Here is a 25,763-nt window from a genome sequence, read left to right on the forward strand (position 1 = left end):
TCCCGAATCAAATCAGGACATTAATTTTAGTAAAAGAGATCACTTGCTTTCCGTTTCAGGCATAAGCCATGTCACGGAAGCAGCAATTTACGGTATTCTATCGGAAGAAAAATAATCAGATAAATCTGATCAAGAGGATGAACTGCTTTTGCGCTGGCGCGCAAGTATATCAGCAAGCGTGCCTTTACAAGCCGCTTTCAACAGGATATGCGAAGTAAAATTGCAGCTATAGCAAGATTTTCAAGACACCAGGAAATCTCACTTAGCCTAGCCAGCCCAGGACATGGTGCATTCAGGGAAAACGAAGAAACGCTCTAAAAATGACAAGACCTGGTCTGCATAAACCCGGCTTATAAAAGTTTACATACATGACAACAAACAAGAAAGACATCCGCATTCTCAGCGCAACGCACTTGCGTGGCCCGAATATCTGGACTTACCGCCCTGTCATTGAAGCAGTGCTGGATATCGGTGAGCTGGAAGAATTTCCATCGAATAAAATCCCCGGCCTGTATGAACGCCTGACGACCTGGTTGCCTGGCATCATAGAGCATCGCTGTGGTGTCGGTGAGCGTGGCGGATTTCTGGAGCGCCTGCGTGAGGGCACCTGGTCTGGTCATATCCTTGAACATGTTGTACTTGAACTGCAAAACCTGGCGGGCATGCGCACCGGCTTTGGCCAAACCCGCTCTACCAATGTAGTCGGCGTGTATAAAATGGCCTTCCGTACCCGTGAAGAGCAGGTAGGCCGGGCAGCGCTGCAAATTGGCCGTGATTTGTTGATGGCGGCGATTGAAGATCAGCCTTTTGACCTGCAAACCAGAGTGACAGAATTGCGCGAACTGGTGGATGACCGTTGCCTGGGCCCAAGTACGGCCAGCATCGTTGATGCAGCCACTGAACGCCGCATCCCATCAATACGCCTGACAGATGGCAATCTGGTGCAACTCGGCCATGGTGCTGCACAGCGCCGTATCTGGACAGCAGAAACTGACCGCACCAGTGCCATTGCCGAAAGTATCGCCAGCGACAAGGACCTGACCAAAACCCTGCTGCAATCCTGTGGCGTGCCTGTCCCAGAGGGTTCTCTCGTGCGCAGTGCTGAAGAAGCCTGGGAAGAAGCGCAGGACATCGGCCTACCCGTCGTCATCAAACCCTATGACGGCAACCATGGCCGCGGTGTTTCACTGAACCTGATGAGCAAGGAAGATGTGATTGCTGCTTATGAGCTGGCTGCACGCAAGGGTGATAGCAAGAGCGTCATCGTTGAGCGTTTTGTCACTGGTGACGAGCACCGTGTGCTGGTAGTTGGCAACGAGGTCGTTGCAGTCGGCAAAGGTGAGTCGCTGTGGGTCACGGGCAATGGCAAATCGAATATTACTGAACTGGTCGATGACCAGATCAATACTGACCCACGCCGTGGCACAACAGAAGACTGCCCGCTGAATGCGCTGGACCCGGCAGCAGGCGCAGAAATCATTCTCGAATTAAAACGTCAGGGTATGGATGCCAACTCCATCCCTCTCGCTGGACAAAAAGTATTGATACAGCCTAACGGTAACGTCGCTCTTGATGTCACCGATAAAATCCACCCCGATATTGCCTATGCAGCGACACTGGCCGCGCGCATTGTCGGCCTGGATATCGCCGGGGTCGATCTGGTGGCAGAAGATATTTCCCGCCCCATGGCGGAACAAGGTGCGGCAATTATTGAAGTCAATGCCAGCCCCGGCTTGCTGGCCCATATCAAACCCGCCAATGGTGAAGGCCGCCCTGTCGGCAAAGCCATCATCAATCATTTGTTTGCACCTGAAGAAAGTGGCCGCATCAGCATCGTCGGTGTTGCCGGCACCAAAGGTTGCAGCCTGATTGCCCGCCTGATCGGTGCACTGATCAATATCAGCGGCAAGGAAACCGGCGTCGCTTGCGCCCAGGGCCTGTTTCTGAACAAACGCCTGGTTACCGATGGCGATTGCGCCAACTGGGAAGCTGGCCAGAGATTGTTAATCAACCGCTCAGTGCAAGCTGCCGTATTTGAAACCAATGCCAAGGCCATGCTCAGCGACGGTCTGGCCTATGACAAATGCGCAGTTGGCGTCGTCACCGATCTGGATGGCTACGCCGGCCTGGGCGCCTATTACATAGATAGCCCGGACCAGATGCGCAAAGTCTTGCGTACTCAGGTTGATGTGATTTTGCCTGACGGCGTTGCAGTATTGAATGCTGCCGACCCAGACGTGGCAGACCTGGCCGAGCTCTGCGATGGCAAGGTGATTTTTTACGCCAAGGACCCGTCACTGGAAGCGATAGTCAATCATCGAGCTCTCGGTGAGCGGGTGGTATTTTTGCGTGATGACAATATCGTGCTGGCAGATGGCGAAACTGAAACCGCCCTGCTGCCCCTGAGCGCCTTGAAACCTGCAAAAGTCGCCCAGGCGGAAAGTGTACTGGCAGCAGTTGCAGCAGCATGGGCCTTGAACATCACCCCAGAACTGATAGGTGCTGGTCTCAGGACTTTTGACTCAAGCAAGAAAGCTCCTTACTGATTGCTTTAAGCATAGTGCGGATGTCAAATCTGGCATCCGTACAAATACAAGATATATTGTTTACTCTTAGAATTTGCTATTTATCTGATGGTGTGATTTCTGGTGCTTGCATGCTCAGGCTGTAAATATCGGCACACCCTCGTTTGACGCCCTTTTCAACAGGATTAAGTTTTATGGAAGTATCACGCATCCGTGCCCTGCGCGGTCCCAATCTCTGGAGCCACCATACGGCCGTAGAAGCGATTGTTGCCTGCACAAATGAAGAGATGTCAATTGCCAGCCTGAACGGATTTGAAGACCGTTTGCGCGCCCTTTTCCCGCAACTCAGCATTTTGCAACCCACCGGTCATGATGATGCCATCCCCATGGCCCATGTGTTTGAATTGCTGACCCTTGGCCTGCAGGCAGAAGCCGGTTGCCCAGTCACTTTCAGCCGCACTACGCAAACCCTGGAGGCAGGCATTTTCCAGGTCGTCGCTGAATATTCAGAAGAAGCCGTTGGCCGCCTGGCCATTGAACTGGCAGAGCAAATCATTAATGCAGCACTGAAAGACCAGGCCTTTGACCTGTCAGCTGCGCTTGAACAATTACGCGATCTGGATGAAGACGTGCGCCTCGGGCCATCTACAGGCTCTATCGTGAATGCGGCCGTAGCTCGCAATATCCCTTACCGGCGTTTGACAGATGGCAGTCTGGTTGCTTTTGGTTGGGGTAGCCGCCAGCGCAAGATACAGGCAGCAGAAATGGATGGCACCAGTGCCATTGCAGAAGCCATTGCACAAGACAAGGAACTGACCAAGAAACTCTTGCATGCCGCTGGCGTACCTGTGCCTTTGGGCCGTTCAGTATCCGACCCGGATGATGCCTGGGCAGCAGCTCTTGAAATCGGCTTGCCCGTGGTAGTCAAACCCAAGGATGGTAATCAGGGCAAAGGCGTGACTGTCAATGTCACCACGCGTGAACAACTGGATGCAGGTTTCCATGCCGCCAGCGAATTCCGAGATGACATTCTGGTCGAGCGCTTCTTGCCCGGCAATGACTTCCGCCTGCTGGTAGTTGGTAACAAGCTGGTTGCCGCTGCCCGCCGTGACCCGCCGCAAGTGGTGGGAGATGGCAAGCAAAGCGTGCGTGAACTGGTTGAACAAGTCAATAAAGACCCGCGCCGTGGCAGTGGACATTCCACTTCTTTGACCAAGATACGTTTTGACGATATCGCTCTGGCCAGCCTGGCCAAGCAGGGTTTTGTGGCTGACTCCATCCCACCAAAAGGGCAGCGCGTGGTATTGCGCAATAATGCCAATCTCTCTACCGGTGGCGCAGCGACCGATGTGACAGATGATGTTCATCCTGAAGTTGCCGCCCGCGCAGTAGCTGCAGCACAAATGGTGGGTCTCGATATTTGCGGTGTCGATCTGGTCTGTGACAGTGTCTTGAAACCGATAGAACAACAAAATGGCGGCATCGTTGAAGTCAATGCTGCGCCAGGTTTGCGTATGCACCTCTCCCCTTCTTTTGGCAAAGGCCGCCAGGTTGGTGAAGCGATTATCGCCTCGATGTTTGATGACAATGACGATGGCCGCATCCCTATCATTGCGGTTACAGGCACGAATGGCAAAACCACGACCGTACGCCTGATTGCCCATCTGTTGACAGCCAGCGGCCTGCGTACAGGCATGACCAATACGGATGGCGTGTATGTTGCAGGCCGCCAGATCGATAGCGGTGATTGCAGCGGCCCGCGCAGTGCCCGCAATGTCTTGTCCCACCCTGATGTTGATGCAGCCGTGTTTGAGACAGCACGCGGTGGTGTCTTGCGTGAAGGTCTGGCGTATGACCGTTGCCAGGTTGCAGTCGTCACCAATATCGGTTCTGGTGACCATCTTGGCTTGAATTACATCACCACGGTAGAAGATCTCGCCGTATTGAAACGCGTCATCGTACAAAACGTTGCTGATAACGGCTATGCAGTACTGAATGCGGCTGACCCTATCGTTGCGGCTATGGCCAGCAATTGCCCGTCTGCCGTCATCTTCTTCGCGGCTGATCACCAGCATCCTGTCATGGCAACACACAGGGCTCAGGGCAAGCGCGTGGTATATATAGAAAACGGCCATCTGATCGCTGCTGAAGGCAAGACACGCCATAGCGTACCGCTGGCTGATATCCCTATCACCCGCAATGGCAGCATAGGTTTCCAGGTCGAGAACGTCATGGCATCCGTCGCCGCAGCCTGGGCAATCAATATTGACTGGGACAGCATACGTGCAGGTTTGTTGTCTTTTGCCAATGAAGCCGACAATGCGCCTGGCCGCTTCAATGTCTTCAACTTCCGCGGTGCGACACTGATTGCTGATTATGGCCACAACCCGGATGCGATATTGGCACTGGTACGCGCAGTAGAAACCATGCCAGCCAAACGCCGCTCTGTCGTCATCAGCGGTGCCGGTGACCGCCGTGACCAGGACATACGCCAGCAGACTGAAATTCTTGGTGAATCCTTTGATGATGTGGTGCTGTACCAGGACCAATGCCAGCGTGGCCGTGCGGACGGCGAAGTTGTCGCCCTCTTGCGTGAAGGCCTGAAGCAGGCAACAAAAACCTCACGCATCGATGAAATCAATGGTGAATTCATTGCGATTGATCTCGCCATGGACAGACTGGAAGCAGGCGACCTGTGCCTGATCCTGATTGATCAGGTAGAAGAAGCACTGTCGCATATCGCCAAGCGTGTTGCAGCAGGCTAAAACTCGCTGAATGCATCAAAAAAGCCGGACCAGTTTACAACTGGCCCGGCTTTTTAACTAGAACTCATTTCATAAATAGGGTGAGATGCGTTTGCCTCATAACGTGGACTGGCAAGGCGGACGAGGCAGTCAATAGCTTTGCCTATTGACAACGAGTCCAACGCAGTCCAGCGCACGTTATAAGGCAAACCCACCGGGAACTGACGATTTGGGCGCATTGCAGCGTTGTGCCCCTCGCTAAGGCACCAGCCTTAGCTTCGCGTCACGCCTTGCACTGCATCCCAAATCGTCTTGTTCGCACTCATCCTATTTATGAAATGAGTTCTAATGACGACTTCAACTATTGGGACTTGCCTCTCATGCAGCACAGACCCACTTGCCCATCAAATCATGAAACCCTTGGTTTCAGGTTTAACATTGTGCAAGCCTGCCAGTGGCAGATGTTTGTCAGTGGTGATCTCGCCATCCAGCATCAGCGAGGTATAGCGCAAACAGCAAACCCGCAGGAAGGATGAGAAATTGTCGATTTGACCGCGGTAGGCAATCAACTCATCATACAGCTTGGTGATGAGTTGATTGGTATTCATGCTATCGCGCTGGGCAATCTCTTCCAGCACATTCCAGAATATATTTTCCAGTCTGATGGAAGTCACCACGCCATGCAGGCGCAGGGAACGCGCCCTGGATTCATACAGGCCAGGGTCGGCTTTGATAAAAATCTCGCACATTTTTCCTCCCGCATATCGTCAAGAAAAAGATTTCCTGACGATTATACGGCACTTGCCTGATTTGCAAGCCAAGCCACGACATGACTATAACTTGATTTCCGTTCCCAACAATTGCAGGAACTGCCCTATCCAGGCTGGATGTGCAGGCCATGCAGGTGCCGTGACAAAATTATTGTCCGTTACTGCATCGGTAACAGCAATATTTGCGTAATGGCCACCTGCTGCCTCAACTTCTGGCTGGCAAGCAGGGTAAGCTGAGCATTTGACGCCCTCAAGCACCTTGGCGGCTGCCAAAATCTGAGCACCATGGCAAACGGCTGCTATCGGCTTCTTTGTTTGCGCGAAATGTTGCACGATAGCAATCACTTGCGGGTTCAGACGCAGATATTCCGGTGCGCGGCCACCAGGTAACAACAAGGCATCATAATCCTGCGCCTTGATGCTGGCGAAGTCATGGGTGATGCTGAATCGGTGACCTGGTTTTTCGGTATAAGTCTGCTGGCCTTCAAAATCATGGATGGCGGTAGCCACATAGTCACCTGGCTTTTTGTCAGGACAAACTGCGTGTACTGCATGTCCAACAGCCAGCAGGCTTTGGAAAGGCACCATCGCCTCATAATCTTCTACAAAATCACCGACCAGCATAAGAATTTTTTTGGCTGCCATGATGTCTCCTGAATATTGGTTTGAAGGAGACCCATTGTTGAGCAAATTTCAGCATCGCAGGTAATGACTGGTTACTACATGGCTCAAGAAATTTCCGTCTGGAAATTAACTATATTTTGCGCATTCTTATTGATATTTTGCGACGTATTAATCAAACAGTAACAGGAACTCGTATAAAATCAAATCATGCTCTGGAATTCGATCATACGGGGCGGGTATCGTTTATAGCCTGGAGACAACATGGCAGAAGCAGGACCGCTGTATAAAAATCGGGTATTGCTGCTCACGCAAACCTTTTTCATCATCGATAACAAGAAAGAATTGTTGATCGGTGCCCATAAGTACGACTTCGATATCCTGTTTTTTGACCAGATGAGTGACTTTGTGAAGGCTGTACAGACTTCCGAAGGTCATGACCTGTTCGTGATAGACCTTGATGTGCTGTACAACATGCAGGATGACATGCAGCACACCCGCCGCCAGACCATGTTCCTTAGCGATTTGCTGCAGCGCCTGCCAGATGATCAAAACTATATCTACCTGCAGACCGTGCGCCAGGGTGAGCGCTTCTTGCTGCAACAAAAACTGGTCGATAGCAATTGCATGGCCTACGCAGAAAAACCCATCACCAATGAGGTGCTGGTCGACAAACTGTTCAATATCTTTGCCCGCCAAAAGCGCGGTGAGACTAATACCATCGTGCTTTGCGGCGAGCTATCTTCACTCGACACTGCCCTGCTGGCAGAAAACCATATAGAACTGCTGCACAATCCCGATGCACGTTCTTTGCATGTGCGCGTCAAGGAAGCTCAACCAGATATCGTGCTCATTGATGAGGCCCAGTATTTGCAGACAGAAGCCTTGGTACGCGTACTCAAAAAGAATATAGAATTTGACCCCAGCCGCGAAATCATCCTGCTGCAAAGCCGCCCTGACCCGGCCATGGCCAGGCGCGCACTTGATAGCGGTTTTGATGAAATCCTGACACCCAGCGACGCTGATGTACTGACACGCCAGCTACTGAACCGCGTCAATAAAATCCGCGCCAGCAAAGACCTGATCAGCCGCGACCGCGCCACTGGCTTGTTGAATAAGGTCGGTTTGCAGAAAAAGGCCCAGGAATGGATACGCCGCGCCAGTCGCGAAGACAAACCTCTGGCCTACGGCATCATCGACATCGACAAGTTCAAGAACATCAATGACACCTGGGGCCATTACTTTGGCGACATCGTCATCAAGCGCCTTTCCTTGGTATTGTCAGCACAACTCGGTGAACAGGATTTGCTGAGCCGTTTTGGTGGCGAAGAATTTGTCGTGGTTTTCTGGGATTGCACACCAGCACAAGGAAAACAAAAACTCGACGCCATGCGCGAAGCCTTTGGCAAAATCGTCTTCGAAGTCAAACCTGGTGAAAATAAAAACTTCAGCTTCAGCGGAGGCATCGCCGACTTCCCAACCTGGAATACCGAGAATGCCATGTTCTTGCAGGCGGATGCGATGCTGTATCAAGCCAAGCAAGGTGGGCGGAATCAGGTTTGTGTTATTGGGAAATAATACAACTCAAAGCCATCAAGCTTATTACCAGAGTCGTAGGTTGGATTAACCTCGTAGGTTGGGCTACGCTTCACCAGCCCAACACTGGGCCTCAACAAACGCATACCTTATTTAACCGCCGAGTGTTGGGCTGATAAAACGTAGCCCAACCTACAATATAAGCCCACGCATTCACGTTTCACAAAAAAGCAGGCAACGAGAGTAATTTTCCAGTCCCTGGCCACTCATTTCCACGTGGAAAATCTTTTTTAAAAACCAGCGCTCTTCCAGGTTCATACAGCAAAAACATACTGTCTCGCGAGACGCAATCGCCTCCTGCGCAACTGGTGCATTATTACTGGCTTTTCCCATCCCCAATGAGGAAAGGGTTTCTTTATTGTGTTCCTGTACTCAAGTATCAATACTCTTGTCAATTGGTGCTTTAATTCTATCCTGCCCATGCGCACGACTGGCTTTCTCCAAGGAAGTACAGGCCGGAATTCACGCTGTTTCAGCATAGGTAAATAGTATCAAAAGTCAGTTTACGAGTATTTTATGTACTCTTTTTTATAAGCATCAATGCAGCGCTGCCTGGATTGGTCAAGTGACTCACCTTTTTTTGCAAGCGGATAACCAATTGAACTTAAGAATTCATTGCAATCATTTATATCAAACAAAGACAGGTGATCCAAAGAATCTTCATATGTAAGCAGCCTGCCATCTTTACCATAGAACAGACATGGATCGGAAACACGCCTTGTGTAGTAATGATTTGGATGACTCTCGCCTTCTAAAACAATATCTGGCTTTTTCTTTTTTTTAAATAAATAGGCGAGAAACATAGTAATACAAACTAACCATGGCCCAAACAGCAAACACAGAAAAACACCCCTACCATCTTGAAAACTAGCACTGACCACATAAAATATAAATGAAATAATCAATAACGAGAAAAAAGCTTTGCCACCTCTTCCTTCTACAATCATTCGAATAAACAAAACGAGTGAAGTAATTACAGGAAACAAGATCCACCACATCAACTCTGAAAAACTAACACTCATGCCTGCGCCTCTATTTGATGCAACGATTTAAATTGGCTACAGCTACCTCTACGTTTCGCCATCCAGGCACTGGGTCTCGACAAACGTTTACGTTATTTAAACGCCAAGTGTTGGGCTGATAACCCGTAGCCCAACCTACGCGCTGTTCCACCATAGGCAAGCAGCATCAAAGCACAGAATCATGCCCACCCGCCCCAAACAACTGCTCCTTGACATGCGCTAACTGATCCCTGACCTGGGCCGCTTTTTCAAACTCAAGGTTCTTTGCATGATCCAGCATAAGTTTTTCCAGGCGCTTGATTTCACGGCTGATCTGTTTCTCGCTCATGACCTCATAACGCGCCTGCTCTTGCGCTACTGCCAGTTCCTCCCTCGCTTCTTGCGGATTATAGACGCCGTCGATGATGTCCTTGATCTGCTTGCGTATGCCTGTCGGCGTAATATTATTAGCCAGATTGAAGGCCAGTTGTTTGTTTCGACGGCGTTCGGTTTCCCCCATGGCGCGGCGCATGGAGTCTGTCACCTTGTCGGCATACAAGATAGCCTTGCCATGCAGGTTACGCGCGGCGCGGCCTATGGTCTGGATGAGGCTGCGTTCAGAGCGCAGGAAACCTTCTTTGTCTGCATCCAGGATAGCCACCAGTGACACCTCAGGGATATCCAGGCCTTCGCGCAGCAGGTTGATGCCGACCAGCACGTCAAAAGTGCCCAAGCGCAGATCGCGGATAATTTCCACCCGCTCTACCGTGTCGATATCACTGTGCAGGTAGCGCACCTTGATGCCATTTTCATTGAGAAATTCAGTCAACTGTTCTGACATGCGCTTGGTCAGGGTGGTGACCAGTACGCGCTCATGTTTTTTTACACGCTCGATAATCTGGTTCATCAAATCATCGACCTGCGTCAGCGCTGGGCGCACTTCAATTTCTGGATCGACCAGACCAGTAGGCCTGACCAGTTGCTCTACTGTCTGGTCAGAATGCTGGTCTTCGTAATCACCCGGTGTTGCTGAAACAAATACAGTCTGGCGCAGCTTGCTTTCGAATTCTGCAAACTTCAACGGGCGGTTATCCAGTGCCGACGGCAAGCGGAAGCCGTAGTCCACCAGATTGGTCTTGCGCGCCCTGTCGCCGTTGTACATGCCATTCAACTGGCCAGTCAGCACATGCGATTCATCCAGGAACATCAGCGCATCTGGCGGCAGATAATCGACCAGGGTCGGCGGCGGTTCGCCGGCCTTGGCACCACTCAGGTGACGCGAGTAATTTTCGATACCCTTGGTGAAACCAATCTCGGCCATCATTTCCAGATCGAAGCGGGTACGCTGTTCTATGCGTTGCTCTTCGATGAGTTTGTTTTCACGGCGGAAAAAATCGAGGCGCTCACGCAATTCTTCCTTGATGGTCTCGATGGCACGCAAGACTGTTTCGCGCGGGGTCACATAGTGAGAACTTGGATAGACAGTAAAGCGCGGTATCTTTTGCTTGATGCGCCCGGTCAGTGGATCAAACAATTGCAGGTTTTCGATTTCATCATCAAACATTTCAACACGTACGGCCATCTCGGCATGTTCTGCCGGGAAGATATCAATAGTATCGCCACGCACACGGAAAGTGCCGCGTCCAAAATCAACTTCATTGCGTTTGTACTGCATCTGTATCAGACGGGCAATGACATCACGCTGGCTGACCTTGTCCCTGGCGCGCAGCGTCAATATCATCTTGTGGTATTCGTTCGGGTTACCGATACCATAGATGGCAGAGACTGTTGCCACAATGATGACATCCCGTCTTTCCATCAGCGATTTGGTACAGGACAGACGCATCTGTTCTATATGTTCATTGATGGCAGAATCTTTCTCAATGAACAAGTCACGCTGCGGCACATACGCTTCTGGTTGATAGTAATCGTAATAACTGACAAAATACTCTACCGCATTGCGTGGAAAGAATTCCCTGAACTCACTGTACAACTGTGCTGCCAGGGTTTTATTAGGTGCAAAAATGATGGCCGGCCTACCTGTCCTGGCGATCACATTTGCCATCGTGTAAGTCTTACCCGACCCCGTCACTCCCAGCAGTGTCTGAAAAAACAAACCGTCACTGATACCCTCAACCAATTGTGCAATTGCCGCTGGCTGATCACCCGCTGGCTGGAACATTTGATACAACTGATAAGGTGAATCAGGGAAACTGATAAATTTTGATTCGTCCAGCTGTTCTGACAAAGCTGTTGAATTAACTGGTGCTACGGCCATGATGCGATTACCTTTGCTAAAATAGGTGGCTGTACTATGCAATCTGCCTCATTCCAACCATTACTGTCGGCAACGACAAATATTTCCATATTATCACGATGACTGCTTCCACATCTTCACCCCTGTTTTCCGCCATAGAAATGGCCCCCGCGACCCTATCCTGGGTATCACTGAAGCCTTTAATGCTGACCAGAACCCTGCCAAGGTCAATCTGGGTGTAGGCGTTTATTATGATGACAATGGCAAGGTGCCATTGCTGGAATGCGTCAAAAAAGCCGAAGCTATTTTGATGGAAAAATTCGCCCCACGCACTTACCTGCCTATCGAAGGCCTGGCTGCCTATGATAAAGCGGTACAGGAACTGGTGTTCGGTGCTGACAGCGATGTCGTCAAGGAAAAACGTGCCATTACTGCCCAGGCAATCGGCGGTACTGGCGCGCTGAAACTGGGTGCAGACTTCCTGCAACGCTTCACACCAAATTCTGAAGTATGGATCAGCGACCCAAGCTGGGAAAACCATCGCGCCCTGTTTGAATCGGCTGGTTTTAAAGTCAACGCTTACCCTTACTATGATGCGGCGACACGCGGCGTCAATTTTGCTGGCATGCTGGATGCATTGAAATCCATGCCTGAAGGCTCCATCGTATTGCTGCACGCCTGCTGCCACAATCCAACCGGTGCCGACCTGACAGACGAGCAATGGACAGACGTCATTGCCGTAGTTACCCAGCGCAACCTGATCCCCTTCCTCGACATGGCTTATCAGGGTTTTGGTGATGGTATAGAGGCAGATGGCAAAGTAGTACGTCGCTTTGCTGAAGCTGGCGGCGCCCTGTTTGTTTCCAACTCTTTCTCCAAATCTTTCTCCCTGTATGGTGAACGCGTCGGGGCACTGAGCATTGCTGCCTCCAGTGCAGAAGAAGCAGCGCGCATCATGTCGCAACTGAAACGCGTGATCCGCACCAATTACTCCAACCCACCTACCCACGGCGGCCAGGTAGTGGCAACCGTGCTGGCAACGCCAGAACTGCGCCAGTTGTGGGAAGAAGAACTGGCTGGCATGCGCGTACGTATACGCGAAATGCGTAATGCTTTTGTCAGCAAACTCAAGGAACAGGCTCCGGGCCATGACTTTGATTTTGTCGTTCAGCAGCGCGGCATGTTCTCGTACTCTGGCCTGACGAAAGAACAGGTCGGCAAATTGCGTGAGAACAATTCCATCTATGCGGTTGATACAGGCCGCATCTGCGTGGCTGCCCTGAATAACAAGAATATAAACAACGTTATTGAAGCAATTACCAAGGTTCTGTAATTCACCAAGACTTGCGTATTGACAAATCAGGGGCGAGCGAATATAATTTTTGTCTCTGTTCCCTGATAGCTCAGTCGGTAGAGCGACGGACTGTTAATCCGCAGGTCCCTGGTTCGAGTCCAGGTCGGGGAGCCACAGAATTCGAAGTAAGTAGTGAACTTATCAAAAAATCACTGCGAACGAAGCAATAAGTATTAGTTTATAAAGTTTAACGAAGATCATCAAATCTTCTATTCCCTGATAGCTCAGTCGGTAGAGCGACGGACTGTTAATCCGCAGGTCCCTGGTTCGAGTCCAGGTCGGGGAGCCAAATTTGTAAAAGCAGAGTTACTTGCTAATGCTCGTAACTCTTTTTTTTCCGCCAGATTTGTCTGGCAGAGCATGAAGAAGCGAAATCCTGCAACGGGTTTCGCAGCAAGAAATGAAGTGAGCAGTGAACTTGACAAAAATCACTGCCAAAAAGAATGTAGTAAAAGTTTTATGAAGATCATCATATCTTCTATTCCCTGATAGCTCAGTCGGTAGAGCGACGGACTGTTAATCCGCAGGTCCCTGGTTCGAGTCCAGGTCGGGGAGCCAAATTTAGAAAAGAGTTACTTGCCAGAGCCAGTAACTCTTTTTTTTCTGCTCTGCCCTTATCAGGCATGACAGACAAGTAATACAGAGTTCAGAGTTTCATGGGCCAGGCTTTATGTACGCGGCGTAAATAGCGGTTCGCAACAACTCAAGAATTCAGGTGAACAAATACCGGTTGACGTACTATCCCGGGCAAAGAAAATCGTACAAGTATTTCCCCATCCTTTCGCAGCAAACTCCCACGACGTTTTGAAAAAATCTTATAGACGATTTTGATAGTCAACTGTCAAACGGCATTCAATCGACATCATCAGGTTCCGGTGCTGCTTTTTTACCCGTCAGCATGGCCTTGACAAGGTTTTCGCGGTGTAGCCAGCCTGTATAGATGGCACCCAGCACATGCAGGGCAATCAAGCCGACCATGGTCCAGGCGATGGCGACATGCACGCGCACTGGCCATGCATAACCCCATAGCAAGTCCGTGCCCATGGCCCAGCCAGTCAAAACCAGCAAACCCACGCAGGATAAAAGTGCGAGCATCATCCAGCCACCCAGGGGATTGTGGCCTATATAACGCGGGGCTTTGGAGCGAATGACCAGACGCAGATACTGCAGCGTTGCCGGAACTGGCTTGAGGAATTGGCTGAAGCGTGCATAGCGGTTGCCGATGCCGCCCCAGAACAGGCGCATGAGTACCAGTACGCCAGCACTGTAGCCCACGTATTCATGGACAGAATTGGTCATGGCGCTGGTGATCCATGCGGCGATGATGGCAATAAGCTGCGCCCAGTGCATCAGGCGCACAGGCAAATCCCATACGGGCGTATCCCGTACGGACGGATTATTCTTCAACGCGTTCGAAGGTAACCGGGTTGAAGAAAGCTTCTACACGTTTGCCCTTAGGGTCTTTGGCATACACTTCGTAGCAGCTGGTGGTTTTTTCCATACGGCGGATTTGCCAACCCTCCTTGACCAGTTTTGCTTCCAGTTCTGTATGTGGGCGCCATTTTTCTTTTGGCTCGGTGGTGCATTTGACGTCGCCGTGCGCCCAGGCGCTAGCAGAAGACATGGTAAATACCACAGGGGCAATTGCAGCAAAAATAGCTTGTTTATTCAATCTCATGGATAACTCCTGACAATGTAAAGTAAATTAAGTAATTGCCCAGCGGCGCAACAAGTTATGGTAAACGCCCGTCAGCCTCAGTAGCGCAGAATTTTGTGCATCTACCAGAGGCGTCAATTTTTGTATGGACTGATCCAGATCGTACAGCATGCTGCGCTCAGCCTCATCACTGACCATGCTTTCTATCCAGAAAAAGGACGCCACTCTTGCGCCCTCTGTGACAGGCGCAACCCTGTGCAGGCTGGAAGAAGGATAGAGCACCATGTCGCCAGCTTCAAGCTTGACGGTCTGCGCGCCAAAGTCGGTTTCGATTTCGAGCTCCCCTCCTTCATATTCGTCGGGCTCGGCCAGGAACAGGGTTGCAGACATATCACTGCGCAGGTTTTGGCGGGTACCAGGCATCATCATGACGGCACTATCGACATGAAGGCCATAACCGCCGCCATCCTGATAGCGATTGAATTTTGGCGGATAAATTTTTTGTGGCAAGGCGGCAGAAATAAACACGGGATGCTCGCCGAGTTTGCGCAGGATATGATTGCCAAGCTGTATCGCCAGATCTGATTCATCATCTATCTGCAAATTGTTCTTGACCTGCAAGGCAAGCGTACCCGCCGTGCGCGCACCGTCCTGCCAGTCAGCCTGATCCAGGTAACTGCGGAACTGCCGTACTTCATCCTTGCTCAATACTCCTTCAATCACATTCAGCATAAATCCATCCTGTTTTTTATTGCATCATACATTGCGCAGCAAGGCGGCATTATTGATATCAGCCAGGGTCGCACATCCGGCTTGTGCCATGCATATCTCCAGCTCTTCCCGCAACAGCTTGATCATGTGTGCCACACCCAGCGCACCGGCAACACTGAGTGCATACATCTGCAGTCGCCCCATCAATACCGCATTGGCACCCAAAGCCAGGGCCTTGAAGATATCGGCACCTGAACGTATGCCGCCATCCAGCAACAAAGGAAAATCTTCGCCGACAGCAGCCCGTATTGCAGGCAATACAACGAGACTGGCAGGCGCACCATCAAGACTGCGGCCACCATGATTGGAAACAACAACACCCGCCACACCTGCCGCCTTCAGGGCCAGTGCATCATCGGGATGCAAGATGCCCTTCACCCATACAGGCAAGGATGTTTGAGCCAACAACCATTCCAGATCTGGCCAGCCTGGTGCAGCATGCATCGCCCCCTGGAAGATACGGCTGTCATCAGCGGCAAGTTGCACGGGCAAATCTACATCTGTCGATTGCAGGTTAAGCGCAACGCAGTCAGCTGGCATGCGGAATCCTGCCGCCATGGCGCGTGCACTTGCCACTTGTATTGATGCGTCCAGCGTCACGACAATTGCGCTATAGTCAGCCGCCTCTGCCCTTGCCAGCAAGTTGCGCGTTGCGTCGCGACTGGTTTGAAAATACAACTGAAACCATTTATGCGGGCCGGCAGCCTGCGCAACATCTTCCAGCAGGCTGGAGGACAAGGTGCTGCATACCATGCAGGTGTCAGTCGCACTGGCAGCGCGGGCGGTGTCGATTTCACCAGCCGGATGTGCCAGCTTTTGAAAAGCAACGGGTGCCAGCAAAATGGGATGAAGGAAACTTTGATTACCTAGGCTAAGCCGCGTATGCCCGGCGGTGACATCGCGCAAAACGCGGGGATAGACTGACCATTGCGAAAAAGCTGCCAGGTTGGCAGCAACAGTCAGGTCGCGCCCGCTGCCACCTGCTACATAGGCGTAGCTGGGTGCGGCCATGCTACGCTGTGCTGCAAACTCATAGTCCTGGGCACAGCGTATGTCTGGCGGGATAACAAGATTAGCAGGAGTAGCAGGGTTTTTCATTACTGAAAATTATGAATAAAGAACCCGTATTCTAGCTGAATCGCAAGAACCCACTGCTTTAGGTGACATGGGCCCTTGCTCTCCATCAAATGTTTACATTTCGTAGTTCAGAGTAAAGCGAACAGCGCGTGCGTCACCTTTGTACAGGAATGCGCCAGAACGATATACCGCTGTGTAGTAGTCTTTGTTAGTCGCATTCAGGACGTTGACACGAACGTCAAAACGGCGGGAGAAGCGATAAGCAGCAAACACGTCATACACGGTAAAGCCAGGTACTGGTTGTGAGCACAGGCCTGCAGTTGTGTAACCAGCTGCCGTATCTGGCTGACCACCGCAACGGTCACTCTCGTGACGGGCAACGCCGCCAAACGAGAATGCATTCGTCAACTGGTACTTGGCTTGTGCCGAGAAAGTCTTCTTGGCAAAGTTACTCAAAGGATTGCCGATATTGGCTGCTGTTGTCGATGCCAGCACTTTGGAGTCCATGAATGCCGCACCAAACTGTACAGACAAATCGTCAGTCAGGTTACCACTCAGGCCAAATTCCACACCTTGCACACGGTTTTTACCTGTATTGAAGGTACCGACTGTATCGTAGTTGGCACCTTCCATCACGTCCTTTTTCGTAGTTTGGAACAAGGCTGCTGTTGCCAGCAATTTGTCATCCAACAAGTTCCATTTCAGGCCCAGTTCATAGTTGACTGAGGTTTCTGGCTTGGCACCTGCGATCTGGTTTTGGTACAGCACCGCGCCACCGTAACCACTGCTGGTACCGGCATCGGCTTCACCGCCATTGATGTCTTGTGCGCTGGCGACAGAACCGTAGGCGATCAGTTTAGGTGTGATCTTGTAGCTCAGGCCAAAATGACCGTTCAGCAAAGTGTCTTTGTAGCCATAGTCACCAGTGATCACGCCAGTGGTGTTGTTACGACGTGTCAGACTCAGGTCAAACGAGTCTGCACGTACACCGCCGAATGCAGTGAATTTATCAGTCAGATCAACTGTATCCATCAAAGTCAGGGCCAGCGCCTTGATGTGCCAATCCTGGTTCCAGCTCAGTCGGGTGGAATTGCGGCCGGCCAGGTTGCTCAGGTTGGCAACAGGTGTGCCGTTGCTGTCTGTGAAGCAGAAGCCATTGTTAGCACCAATACCTGCTGTAGTTTTGCAATTGAATGTGCCTGTGTTGGTGATGCCATAAGTACCTGAGACAACTTTGTGGTCTGCATATTCAGCACCGAAGATGAATTCATGCTTCATGCCGCCGATTTGCTTGTCCCAGCGCAGGTTGGTCTGGTGAGCAAAGTAATCAATATCTTGCCAGCCAGTGTGGCCACCATCAAGAACGCCGGTTGTGTATGCCACACCCGTCGTGCCGTTGTAACGGGTTGCAGAAGATGCACCGGTAGTGACATAGCCGTTACTGGATTTGCCATAACGTGTCAGGCTGGTGATTTTCATGTCTGGAGCGATGGTCCAGTTGACACGTGCTGTGACAGTATCGACATCAGATTTCAGGAAATCATTCGCCTGGCCATAGACAGGCACATTGGTCGCAGGGAAGCGGCTAGGTACGGTACCGACCAGGTAGTAACCCAGGTCTGGTGATGTGTCTTTGGTGCGCAGGCCATAGTAGTCCAGTGTCACAGACAGGTCTTTGCTGACTTCATACAAGCCAGACAATGCAATACCTTTGCGTGAACGGTTGGCTGGTGAACGATTAGGTACATCTTCATCGCCATACAACAAGTTGGTGCGCAGTGCAAATTGCTCGCCAAAGCCCTTGTTGATGTCAGCAGAAATACGTTTTTGTGAATCACTGCCTATGCCTATGGAAACACGCTCAAAGTCATGGTCCAGTGTTGCTTGTTTGGTGATCGCATTGATCGCACCGCCAGCAGTACCACGGCCAGCAAAACTGGAATTTGGACCTTTGGAAATTTCCAGTTGTTCAACAGCGAAACTTTCGCGAGTGGACATGCCTGGGTCACGCAAGCCATCGACGAACACGTCGCTGCGCGCTTCCTGGCCGCGGATGATGTAACGGTCACCAAAGGCATTACCGTTTTCACCAGTACCCAGTGTGATACCTGGCTGTGCACCCAGCACTTGTTTCAAGTCTGTCAGGCCAGAATCATCCAGCGCAGCGCGGGTCAGCACAGAAATTGTCTGTGGTGTTTCTGCCAGCGGACGTGTGTGACGGGAATCAGCAGAAGTCCTGGCTTTGTATGGGGAACCAACTTCTGCATTTGGATTGGACTCTACGCGCTTACCCAGGATTTCTACTTCTGGCAATTTTTCTTTTTGTGTCTTGGCAGCAGGTGGCGTTGTATCTTGTGCCATCGCAACCATAGGCATCAGCATCGCGCTGGAAATACCCAAGGCCAAAGTAGTCTTCTTCATAGAACCAAATACCAGATCATCTGTATCACGTAGGCTTTTTGGTTTCTGCGCTTGCGAGTGCTTCATGTAAGTCCCTGATTTTTTAAGGAAATTATTGGAAAGATTTTTTTACTGCAGATGTATCACAAATTAATACGAATGATACAATTATTAACAATGAGAATCAATATCATTTACATTTGCAATTGTTAAATACCTTTTCCTAGCCCCCCCCCTCCTCCATGACAGCATCAATTCACATGGTCTATCAATAAAAAAGCCCCGCACTTGAGGTTGCGGGGCTTTTGTCCTGACTCGTTTTATCTGATTATTCCGATGAAACGGTCTCAAACTACAAGTTCAACTTGCTTCTGTTGCGATAGCAGCAGCAGACTTGCCAGATAATTTCCGCCTGATTTTCCCCAGTAAATGCTCAAAGTCATCAATGTAGGTGAACACTGCGGGCACCACCAACAAGCTCAACAGAGTTGAGGTAATCAAACCGCCGATCACTGCAATCGCCATCGGTGAGCGGAAGCTAGGGTCAGCACCCCAGCCCAGGGCCAGCGGCATCATGCCGGCCCCCATCGCGATAGTGGTCATGATGATGGGACGGCTACGCTTGTGGCAAGCATCAACCAGGGCATCAAAACGGCTCATGCCTGCTTCCCTTGCCAGCACCGCATAATCAACCAGCAGGATGGAGTTCTTGGTGACGATACCCATGAGCATGATCAGGCCTATCATCGATGGCATGGACAAGGCACGCCCCGTCACCAGCAAGGCCACGAAGGCACCACCTATACTCAAAGGCAAGGCTGCCAGGATAGTCACCGGCTGCAGGAAATCCTTGAACAGCAGAACCAATACGCCATAGATACACAGCACACCAATCAACATGGCGATACCAAAGCTGGCAAACAGAGCCTGCATTTCCTGCGCATCGCCCAGTTCAGCAATGCTGACGGATGGTGGCAGGTTTTTCATGCTGGGCAAGGCGCGTGCTTCTTCATTAACTTCACCCAACTGACGGCTGCCCAGCTCTACATCCAGCGTCACATTACGTTTGCGGTTCAACCTGTCTATCTGCGCGGGGCCAGATTCCATGGTGACAGTGGCAACGCTACCCAGCATGACAGGGCCATTTTTACCAGGCACGGTCAAACGCTCTATCTCAGCCAGGTTTGCCCTGAAGCTATCTGGCAACTTGACGCGGATAGGCACCTGGCGTTGTGACAGATTCAGCTTTGGCAAAGCCTGGTCATAATCACCTGCTGTCGCCACACGCACTGTTTCACCTATAGAAGAAGCTGTCACACCCAGGTCCGCTGCCCTGGCTGAATCGGGGCGCACGATAATCTCAGGGCGCACCAGTGAAGCACTGGAACTGACATTACCCACACCTTTGAGCGTACGCAATTCCCTCTCCACTTTTTGTGCTGCTTCAAGCAAAGCCAAGGGGTCTTCACTTTGCAAGACCAGTTGCATCTTGACGCCAGTATCCGGTGGGCCAACAGTGAACCTGGCACCAGAAATATCTGCTATGCCAGTACGGATTTTGGCGTCAATATCCGCGATCGAATCTTTGCGTTTATTTCTGTGCACTGCGGTCACCGTCAAGACGGCGCGTCGTGCTTCTGCTGCCGCGCCTGGCGCAAAAGCATCACCGCTGGAACCACCACCAATAGAGCTGAAGACATTGATAATCTCCTTGTTCTTCATGATGGCGATCCTGGCCTGCTCAGCGACTGCGCGGGTTTCTGCCAGCGTACTGCCTGGTGGCAGCTCGATATTGACCTGTGTTTGCGCGCGGTCTGCAGAGGGAACGAAACCGGTTGGCAAGAGGCCCACCAAGGCAATCGAGCAGACAAAAAATACCGTGGCAGCCGCCATCGTGATGAAGCGGTGACGCAGGCACCACTGCATGGTTTTCATATAGCGCGTCATGAGCCAGCCATCGGTCTGACCATGTTCACCAGACTTGCCGGGCTTGGGCGACTTCATGATGTAAGCCGCCATCATCGGCGTCAGCAAACGTGCCACTACCAGCGAAGCCAGGATTGCAATCACCGCCGTCCAGCCAAACTGCTTGAAGAACAGGCCTGGCACGCCACCCATGAAGGCCGTTGGCAAGAATACTGCTACCAGGGCAAAGGTGGTGGCAATTACCGCCATGCCGATTTCATCAGCCGCTTCGGTTGCCGCCTCCATTGGCGTTTTACCCATGTGCAAATGGCGGGCGATGTTTTCAATTTCCACAATCGCATCATCAACCAGCACACCCACCACCAAAGCGAGGGACAACAAGGTCACGGTGTTGAGGGTATAACCAAAATACTTGAGGCCGAGGAAAGTAGGTATCACGGACAAGGGCAAGGCAGCAGCAGCCACCAGCGTTGCACGCCAGTCACGCAAGAACCAGAATACCACCAGGATAGCCAGCAATGCACCTTCGTACAGCAAGTCCATCGAGCCATCGAAGTTTTCTTCTACCGGTTGGGCATTGTCTATGGCTTCATGAAACTTCATGTTCGGATGCGCAGCCTGCAATTCATCGACTGCGGCATGTGAACCCCTGGCGACATCAACTTCACTGGCACCCTTGGTACGGAACACTTCAAAGCCGACCACGGGTTTGCCATCGAGTGTTGCCACAGAGCGTGGCTCGCTGACGGTATCAAGTACGCGTGCCACCTGATCAAGGCGTATATGTCTGCCATCTGCCAAGGGAATATCCAGTACAGCCAGCTCAGCCGCTGTCTTGACGGTGGCAATGGTGCGCACGGATTGCTCGGCCCCACTGACATCACCACGACCACCCGGTGCCTCTTGCTGCACCAGCTTCAAACGACGGGATACATCAACAGCGGCAACATTGAGTGCTGCCATTTTGTCTGTATCAAGTTCAACCCGCACTTCACGGCTGACACCACCCATGCGCCTGACTGCACCGACACCGGGTACAGCGCGCAAGCGTTTTGCCACGGTGTTATCAACGAACCAGCTCAGCTCTTGTGCATCTGGCTTGCTGCTTTCGCCAGCCACGACTTTACTGTCCTTGCCATCTTCCGCCGCTTCTACGGTATAAGTCATGATGACGCGGCCAGCAGTAGATGCCTTGGTCACGGTAGGGTCACGCATTTCGCTGGGCAAGTCGGCGCGCACGGTTGCCACTGCATCACGCACTTCATTGACTGCGTCTGAAATCACTTTTTCCAACACGAATTCGACCGTGACTTCAACATCACCATCGAGCACTTTGGTGTAAACGTTTTTTACGCCTTGCAGTGAAGCGACTGCATCTTCTATCTTGCGGGCGACCTCAGTTTCCAGCTGCGCCGGTGCGGCACCAGACAAAGGTGCGCTGACGGTGACGATGGGTAATTCAATATCCGGAAAATCCTGGACTATGGTAGAGCGAAACGACAATATCCCTGCCAGCGTCAGCAAGATAAACAGCATGATCGCCGGTATGGGATTTTTAATGGAGAGGGCAGAAAAGTTCACAAGATCCCCTTAGTTTTTTACGGCAGCATTGGCTGGTTTGACTGCAGCCACGACTTTTACCGTATCACCATCATTGAGGAAGCCTGCGCCGCTGGAAACAATCGTGCTGTCTGCATTCAAGCCGGAAATCACTTCTACCAGATCACCCTGAGCATTGGATACACGACGCCCCGTCTGCAATTTGATTTGTGTGACGCGGTTATCCGCATTGAGACGGAAGGCATAGCTGAACCCATCCCTGACCACTACGGCCTGCTGCGGTATGGTCAGGGCTTGTGAGCTACCCATCACAAATTCACCCTTGGCATACATGCCAGGCTTGAATGCCAGAGAGGCCGTGGCTGCCTGTGGTTTGGCTGTACTGTTTGCGTCTGGCACCAGATCAACATACACCAGACCCATCCTGGTTTGTGCATCTACTGTCGGTGATACCACCCTGACCTTGCCTTTCCATTGAGTGCCGCCAGGTGCGGTAACGACGGCTTCTGTACCCGGCACTATTTTTGCCATTTCACTGGCTGTTACCTCAGCACGCCATTCCAGGCGGCCCTGACGTATCATGCGAAATAATTCTGCGCCATTACCGACGACAGAACCCAGGGTAGCTGCACGCGCCGTGATGATGCCGCTGTCGGGCGCAAGAACGCGGGTATGACGCATGCGCAATTGCTGTGCTTCTACGCTGGCCTTGGCAGATTCCACCCTGGCTTTGGCGGTTTGTTCTGCCGTCAGGTATTGGCCTACTTGTTGGGCACTGAGTGCGCCGCTGGTTTGCAAGGCGCGGGTACGCTCTGCATTGGCTGCGGCATCAGCAAGATTGGCCTGCGCTTCTGCCAGGCTGGCTTGTGCCAGTGCCAGATCAGCTTTGACGGTTTCGCTGGCAAAGCTGACCAGTAACTGGCCGCGCTGCACCACATCACCTATATTGGCATGCAACTCCTGTATGCGCAGGCCTGTTGCTTCTGAACCGATCAAGGCTTCCTGCCAGGCAGCGACACTGCCATTGGCGGCGAGTTTAATGACGAGATTGCCGCTGCTGGCTTTGGTCGTAGTCACAGTCAGGGCGGGCTTGACCTTGGCGGCAGGTGCAGAGGCACTGGCTGCCTTGGGCGGTTCATCAGCCGCATTGGATGTCGCTGACAGCCAGACGCCGCCGGCGCCAACAGCAATCATGCCAGCCAGGCTCAGGGATAATGGTTTGCGTGAAATGAATTTCATCATGTCTGATACGCTTTCTGTTTAATTTTTAAATTCAGGAATTTGTCTGTGGTTGGGTAGCAGCCTGCGCATTCAAGTCCCAGCCGCCGCCCAGCGCACGATATAGCGCGATCCAGGCACGATTTCTTTCCAGCTGCAGGGCGATCAGGGCAGACTGTGAAGCGAAGGCGCTGCGCCTTGTATCTTCGAGCTCCAACAGGCTGGCCATACCCTTGTTGTAACGCTGCGCCGTTGCCTGCAAAGCCTGCTCATAGCCCTTGGCTGAAATTTCAGAATCCAGGCGACGGGCATCTGTGCTGTTCAGATTAACCAGCGCTTCTTCGACCTCACGCACCGCCTGCCTCACCTTGCCGTGATAATTGCTGCTGGCATTCAGGTAGCGTGCCTTGGCAGCTTCAATATTGGCCGTGGTCTGGCCGCCATTGAATATCGGCAAGGTCAAAGCCAGAGGGCCGACTGACCAGGTATCCATCCTCGTCGTACTGCCCGCAACGTCATAGCGCATGGTACCGATGGAACCGCTGAGCGTCAGACGTGGATAGCGATGTGCTTCTGCAGCACCGACCTGGGCACTGGCGGTTGCCACTTCTTTCTCGGCCGCGTATACGTCCGGTCTTTGTGCCAACAATTGTGCAGGCAAGGTCGTGACAGCCAAAGGCAACAGGTTCTTAAAACTGGCCTGGGCAATTGTCAGCAATTGCCTGAGCTCAGGCTCTGGTTTGGCAGTCAGTGCGACCAGGGCCTTTACATCCAGGTCGCACAATGCGGCCTGTTGTATAGCACGACTATTACCTTCGGCAGCGCTGGCGCGTGCCAGTGCGGATGTCGCACTGGATGACATGCCTGCCTGGGCACTGAGTTCAGTCAGCCTGGCAGTTTCTGCGCGTGACTTGGCGTCTTGCCAGGTCAGATCTGCCGTTTGCTGGCAACTGATGACAGAGAAATACAGTTGCGCTACTTCAGCCGCTACCGATATCCGCGCATCATGCCAAAGCGCCTGCGTACCTTCCAATTCTGCCTGGGCAGCCTGATTGGTGGCGCGGTTGGCGCCAAACACATCGATTTCCCACGCTGTCTGCAAGCCAGCTTGCGACGTGGTGGCAACTGGCATACCTGGCTGGTTTTTTGCCCGAGTTGCATTGGCAACTGCGTCAAGCGAAGGTAACAGTGTAGCGCCACTGGCAACTCTTGCTGCCCTGGCTGTTTCTATGCGTGACCATGCCTGTGCAATGGTCGGGCTTACCTTCTGTGCCGACTCGATCAGCTCCAGCAAACTGGCATCACCATTGGCTTGCCACCAGTTGCGCAAATCAGTATTTTTTTCGGTAGCTGGCAATACCGCTTGCCATTGTGCAGGCACGCTGCCATTACTGGATGTAACCGGACTGGTGGTCGAACATGCTGTCAGCGCTACGGCAATGGCAGGTATTAAAATGGAACGTCGTATAGTCATATCGCTGTCGGAGAAGTTAATTTATCAGTGTCAGTTTTTGCTATCAAGCGGCGCCGCTTTTCATCTTCACACATGGCGATAGCGTAATCGACCAGGCGCGAAGCATAAGCATCAATTGCCTTGGGTTTGGCGATCAACGCCGGTCTGGTCGCCTGTATCACGTCACCGCTGATCAGCAGTGAAATCGCCAGGCCGGTAATTGAAATCGCCAGCCTGTGTACATCATCATCTGCCTTGGTGATGCCAAGATAGCGGCACAAAAGCCTGACAAAGCCCTGGTGCGAAGGCTTGATGACGGTGTCAACTTCTTCCACCCACAGGCCTGTGGGTTCCAGCATTTCGCGGAAATGCAGCTTCATGCAGGTTTCCATGATTTCGCCCTGCTTTAGCGAATCGGTAAAAGTGCAGATCAGTTTCAGCAAAACAGCACGCATGTCTGCGACGTCCGCTTCAAATATCGCAGGATCGACATTTGGATTGGTACGCGGGTCATTGAACACTGCATGGTACAAACCGGCTTTATCAGAAAAATAATAACTGATGGAAGAAATATTGACGTCGGCCGCCTTGGCAATTTCACGTATCGAGGTTTTGGCATAGCCTTTTTCGGCAAACAAGATCAGGGCCGCATCCAGCAGACGTGTACGCGCCTCCATGCCATCGACACGTAAAATCTTTCCATCAGGAGTAGAAACCTGGCTATCTGGCTGGGCCCGCTGAGCTTGTTGCGCTGCGTTTTTTTTCTGGCCGGGTATTTTCATGCGAAGCATACTAACATATAAATCAAACGTTTGATTTAACTATTCCATTCC

Annotated in this window: 16 protein-coding genes, 3 tRNA genes and 1 pseudogene; 7 read left to right on the forward strand and 13 right to left on the reverse strand. The window is 51.7% G+C overall.

The genetic code is table 11. The annotated features are described in order from the left end of the window. Positions 1-368 precede the first annotated feature (368 nt). The gene (gene cphA, locus UNDKW_RS14840; RefSeq protein WP_162059320.1) at positions 369-2,546 is read left to right on the forward strand and encodes a cyanophycin synthetase; all 2,178 of its coding nucleotides are present in this window, start codon (positions 369-371) and stop codon (positions 2,544-2,546) included. 173 nt (positions 2,547-2,719) lie between these two features. Continuing rightward, a complete protein-coding gene (cphA, locus tag UNDKW_RS14845) occupies positions 2,720-5,290 on the forward strand; it encodes a cyanophycin synthetase (protein WP_162059321.1) in 2,571 nt (856 codons plus the stop codon). 383 nt (positions 5,291-5,673) lie between these two features. Here the strand turns inward: cphA (UNDKW_RS14845) and UNDKW_RS14850 are convergent, their stop codons facing one another. Beyond that, a complete protein-coding gene (locus UNDKW_RS14850; protein ID WP_162059322.1) occupies positions 5,674-6,018 on the reverse strand; it encodes a ribbon-helix-helix domain-containing protein in 345 nt (114 codons plus the stop codon). Between the two features lie 84 nt (positions 6,019-6,102). Next, positions 6,103-6,684, reverse strand: a complete 582-nt coding sequence (locus tag UNDKW_RS14855; RefSeq protein WP_162059323.1) for a DJ-1/PfpI family protein — start codon at positions 6,682-6,684, stop codon at positions 6,103-6,105. Between the two features lie 240 nt (positions 6,685-6,924). On the opposite strand from UNDKW_RS14855, the gene UNDKW_RS14860 reads away from it, so the two are divergent. Continuing rightward, positions 6,925-8,238, forward strand: a complete 1,314-nt coding sequence (locus UNDKW_RS14860) for a diguanylate cyclase (RefSeq protein WP_162059324.1) — start codon at positions 6,925-6,927, stop codon at positions 8,236-8,238. 521 nt (positions 8,239-8,759) lie between these two features. On the opposite strand, the gene UNDKW_RS14865 is transcribed toward UNDKW_RS14860, so the two are convergent. Both UNDKW_RS14865 and uvrB read right to left on the reverse strand, forming a co-directional pair. After that, positions 8,760-9,278 carry a hypothetical protein gene (locus tag UNDKW_RS14865; RefSeq protein ID WP_162059325.1) on the reverse strand — a complete coding sequence of 173 codons (519 nt, stop codon included), beginning with the start codon at positions 9,276-9,278 and terminating at the stop codon, positions 8,760-8,762. Between the two features lie 166 nt (positions 9,279-9,444). Beyond that, positions 9,445-11,535: an excinuclease ABC subunit UvrB gene (uvrB, locus tag UNDKW_RS14870; RefSeq protein ID WP_162059326.1), complete on the reverse strand. Its 2,091-nt coding sequence runs from the start codon at positions 11,533-11,535 to the stop codon at positions 9,445-9,447. Positions 11,536-11,633: 98 nt separating this feature from the next. On the opposite strand from uvrB, the pseudogene UNDKW_RS14875 reads away from it, so the two are divergent. The 4 genes and pseudogenes from UNDKW_RS14875 (at position 11,634) to UNDKW_RS14890 (ending at position 13,426) form a co-directional block, all read left to right on the forward strand. Next, positions 11,634-12,847 (forward strand): annotated as a pseudogene (locus UNDKW_RS14875) (aromatic amino acid transaminase). A 59-nt stretch (positions 12,848-12,906) separates the two neighbouring features. After that, positions 12,907-12,982: transfer RNA gene (locus UNDKW_RS14880), tRNA-Asn, on the forward strand. Between the two features lie 99 nt (positions 12,983-13,081). Next, a tRNA-Asn gene (locus UNDKW_RS14885) sits at positions 13,082-13,157 on the forward strand. A 193-nt stretch (positions 13,158-13,350) separates the two neighbouring features. Continuing rightward, positions 13,351-13,426, forward strand: a tRNA-Asn gene (locus tag UNDKW_RS14890). 294 nt (positions 13,427-13,720) lie between these two features. Here the strand turns inward: UNDKW_RS14890 and UNDKW_RS14895 are convergent. The 9 genes from UNDKW_RS14895 to UNDKW_RS14935 form a co-directional block, all read right to left on the reverse strand. Beyond that, entirely contained in the window at positions 13,721-14,275 is a 555-nt protein-coding gene (locus UNDKW_RS14895) for a cytochrome b/b6 domain-containing protein (protein WP_232062979.1), read from the reverse strand. Continuing rightward, positions 14,265-14,546: a PepSY domain-containing protein gene (locus tag UNDKW_RS14900; RefSeq protein ID WP_162059327.1), complete on the reverse strand. Its 282-nt coding sequence runs from the start codon at positions 14,544-14,546 to the stop codon at positions 14,265-14,267. The genes UNDKW_RS14895 and UNDKW_RS14900 overlap by 11 nt, the downstream gene beginning before the upstream one ends. Before the next feature lie 27 nt (positions 14,547-14,573). After that, positions 14,574-15,257, reverse strand: coding sequence for a Fe2+-dependent dioxygenase (locus UNDKW_RS14905; protein WP_162059328.1), 684 nt, complete (start codon positions 15,255-15,257; stop codon positions 14,574-14,576). Positions 15,258-15,281: 24 nt separating this feature from the next. Further along, complete coding sequence (locus UNDKW_RS14910) at positions 15,282-16,394, reverse strand: alpha-hydroxy acid oxidase (RefSeq protein WP_162059329.1); 1,113 nt, start codon at positions 16,392-16,394, stop codon at positions 15,282-15,284. Positions 16,395-16,487: 93 nt separating this feature from the next. Next, a complete protein-coding gene (locus UNDKW_RS14915; protein ID WP_162059330.1) occupies positions 16,488-18,860 on the reverse strand; it encodes a TonB-dependent siderophore receptor in 2,373 nt (790 codons plus the stop codon). A gap of 273 nt (positions 18,861-19,133) precedes the next feature. Further along, positions 19,134-22,280, reverse strand: coding sequence for an efflux RND transporter permease subunit (locus UNDKW_RS14920; protein ID WP_162059331.1), 3,147 nt, complete (start codon positions 22,278-22,280; stop codon positions 19,134-19,136). Between the two features lie 9 nt (positions 22,281-22,289). Further along, on the reverse strand, positions 22,290-23,501 hold the full coding sequence (locus UNDKW_RS14925; protein ID WP_370529031.1) for an efflux RND transporter periplasmic adaptor subunit: 1,212 nt from the start codon (positions 23,499-23,501) through the stop codon (positions 22,290-22,292). Between the two features lie 31 nt (positions 23,502-23,532). After that, a complete protein-coding gene (locus UNDKW_RS14930; protein ID WP_162059332.1) occupies positions 23,533-24,951 on the reverse strand; it encodes an efflux transporter outer membrane subunit in 1,419 nt (472 codons plus the stop codon). Further along, complete coding sequence (locus UNDKW_RS14935; RefSeq protein ID WP_232062980.1) at positions 24,948-25,721, reverse strand: CerR family C-terminal domain-containing protein; 774 nt, start codon at positions 25,719-25,721, stop codon at positions 24,948-24,950. The genes UNDKW_RS14930 and UNDKW_RS14935 overlap by 4 nt, the downstream gene beginning before the upstream one ends. Positions 25,722-25,763 lie beyond the last annotated feature (42 nt).

Origin of the sequence: Undibacterium sp. KW1, from assembly GCF_009937955.1 — a bacterium.
In the GTDB taxonomy this organism is placed as follows: domain Bacteria; phylum Pseudomonadota; class Gammaproteobacteria; order Burkholderiales; family Burkholderiaceae_D; genus Undibacterium.

What these genes read in the sequence shown, in the direction of transcription:
- UNDKW_RS14930 (WP_162059332.1), bottom strand. Translation starts at nt 24,951, where the DNA reads ATGACTATACGACGTTCCATTTTAATACCTGCCATTGCCGTAGCGCTG.
- cphA (WP_162059320.1), top strand. Translation starts at nt 369, where the DNA reads ATGACAACAAACAAGAAAGACATCCGCATTCTCAGCGCAACGCACTTG.
- UNDKW_RS14850 (WP_162059322.1), bottom strand. Translation starts at nt 6,018, where the DNA reads ATGTGCGAGATTTTTATCAAAGCCGACCCTGGCCTGTATGAATCCAGG.
- UNDKW_RS14910 (WP_162059329.1), bottom strand. Translation starts at nt 16,394, where the DNA reads ATGAAAAACCCTGCTACTCCTGCTAATCTTGTTATCCCGCCAGACATA.
- UNDKW_RS14900 (WP_162059327.1), bottom strand. Translation starts at nt 14,546, where the DNA reads ATGAGATTGAATAAACAAGCTATTTTTGCTGCAATTGCCCCTGTGGTA.
- UNDKW_RS14925 (WP_370529031.1), bottom strand. Translation starts at nt 23,501, where the DNA reads ATGATGAAATTCATTTCACGCAAACCATTATCCCTGAGCCTGGCTGGC.
- UNDKW_RS14935 (WP_232062980.1), bottom strand. Translation starts at nt 25,721, where the DNA reads ATGCTTCGCATGAAAATACCCGGCCAGAAAAAAAACGCAGCGCAACAA.
- UNDKW_RS14915 (WP_162059330.1), bottom strand. Translation starts at nt 18,860, where the DNA reads ATGAAGCACTCGCAAGCGCAGAAACCAAAAAGCCTACGTGATACAGAT.
- UNDKW_RS14865 (WP_162059325.1), bottom strand. Translation starts at nt 9,278, where the DNA reads ATGAGTGTTAGTTTTTCAGAGTTGATGTGGTGGATCTTGTTTCCTGTA.
- UNDKW_RS14860 (WP_162059324.1), top strand. Translation starts at nt 6,925, where the DNA reads ATGGCAGAAGCAGGACCGCTGTATAAAAATCGGGTATTGCTGCTCACG.
- UNDKW_RS14905 (WP_162059328.1), bottom strand. Translation starts at nt 15,257, where the DNA reads ATGCTGAATGTGATTGAAGGAGTATTGAGCAAGGATGAAGTACGGCAG.
- cphA (WP_162059321.1), top strand. Translation starts at nt 2,720, where the DNA reads ATGGAAGTATCACGCATCCGTGCCCTGCGCGGTCCCAATCTCTGGAGC.
- uvrB (WP_162059326.1), bottom strand. Translation starts at nt 11,535, where the DNA reads ATGGCCGTAGCACCAGTTAATTCAACAGCTTTGTCAGAACAGCTGGAC.
- UNDKW_RS14855 (WP_162059323.1), bottom strand. Translation starts at nt 6,684, where the DNA reads ATGGCAGCCAAAAAAATTCTTATGCTGGTCGGTGATTTTGTAGAAGAT.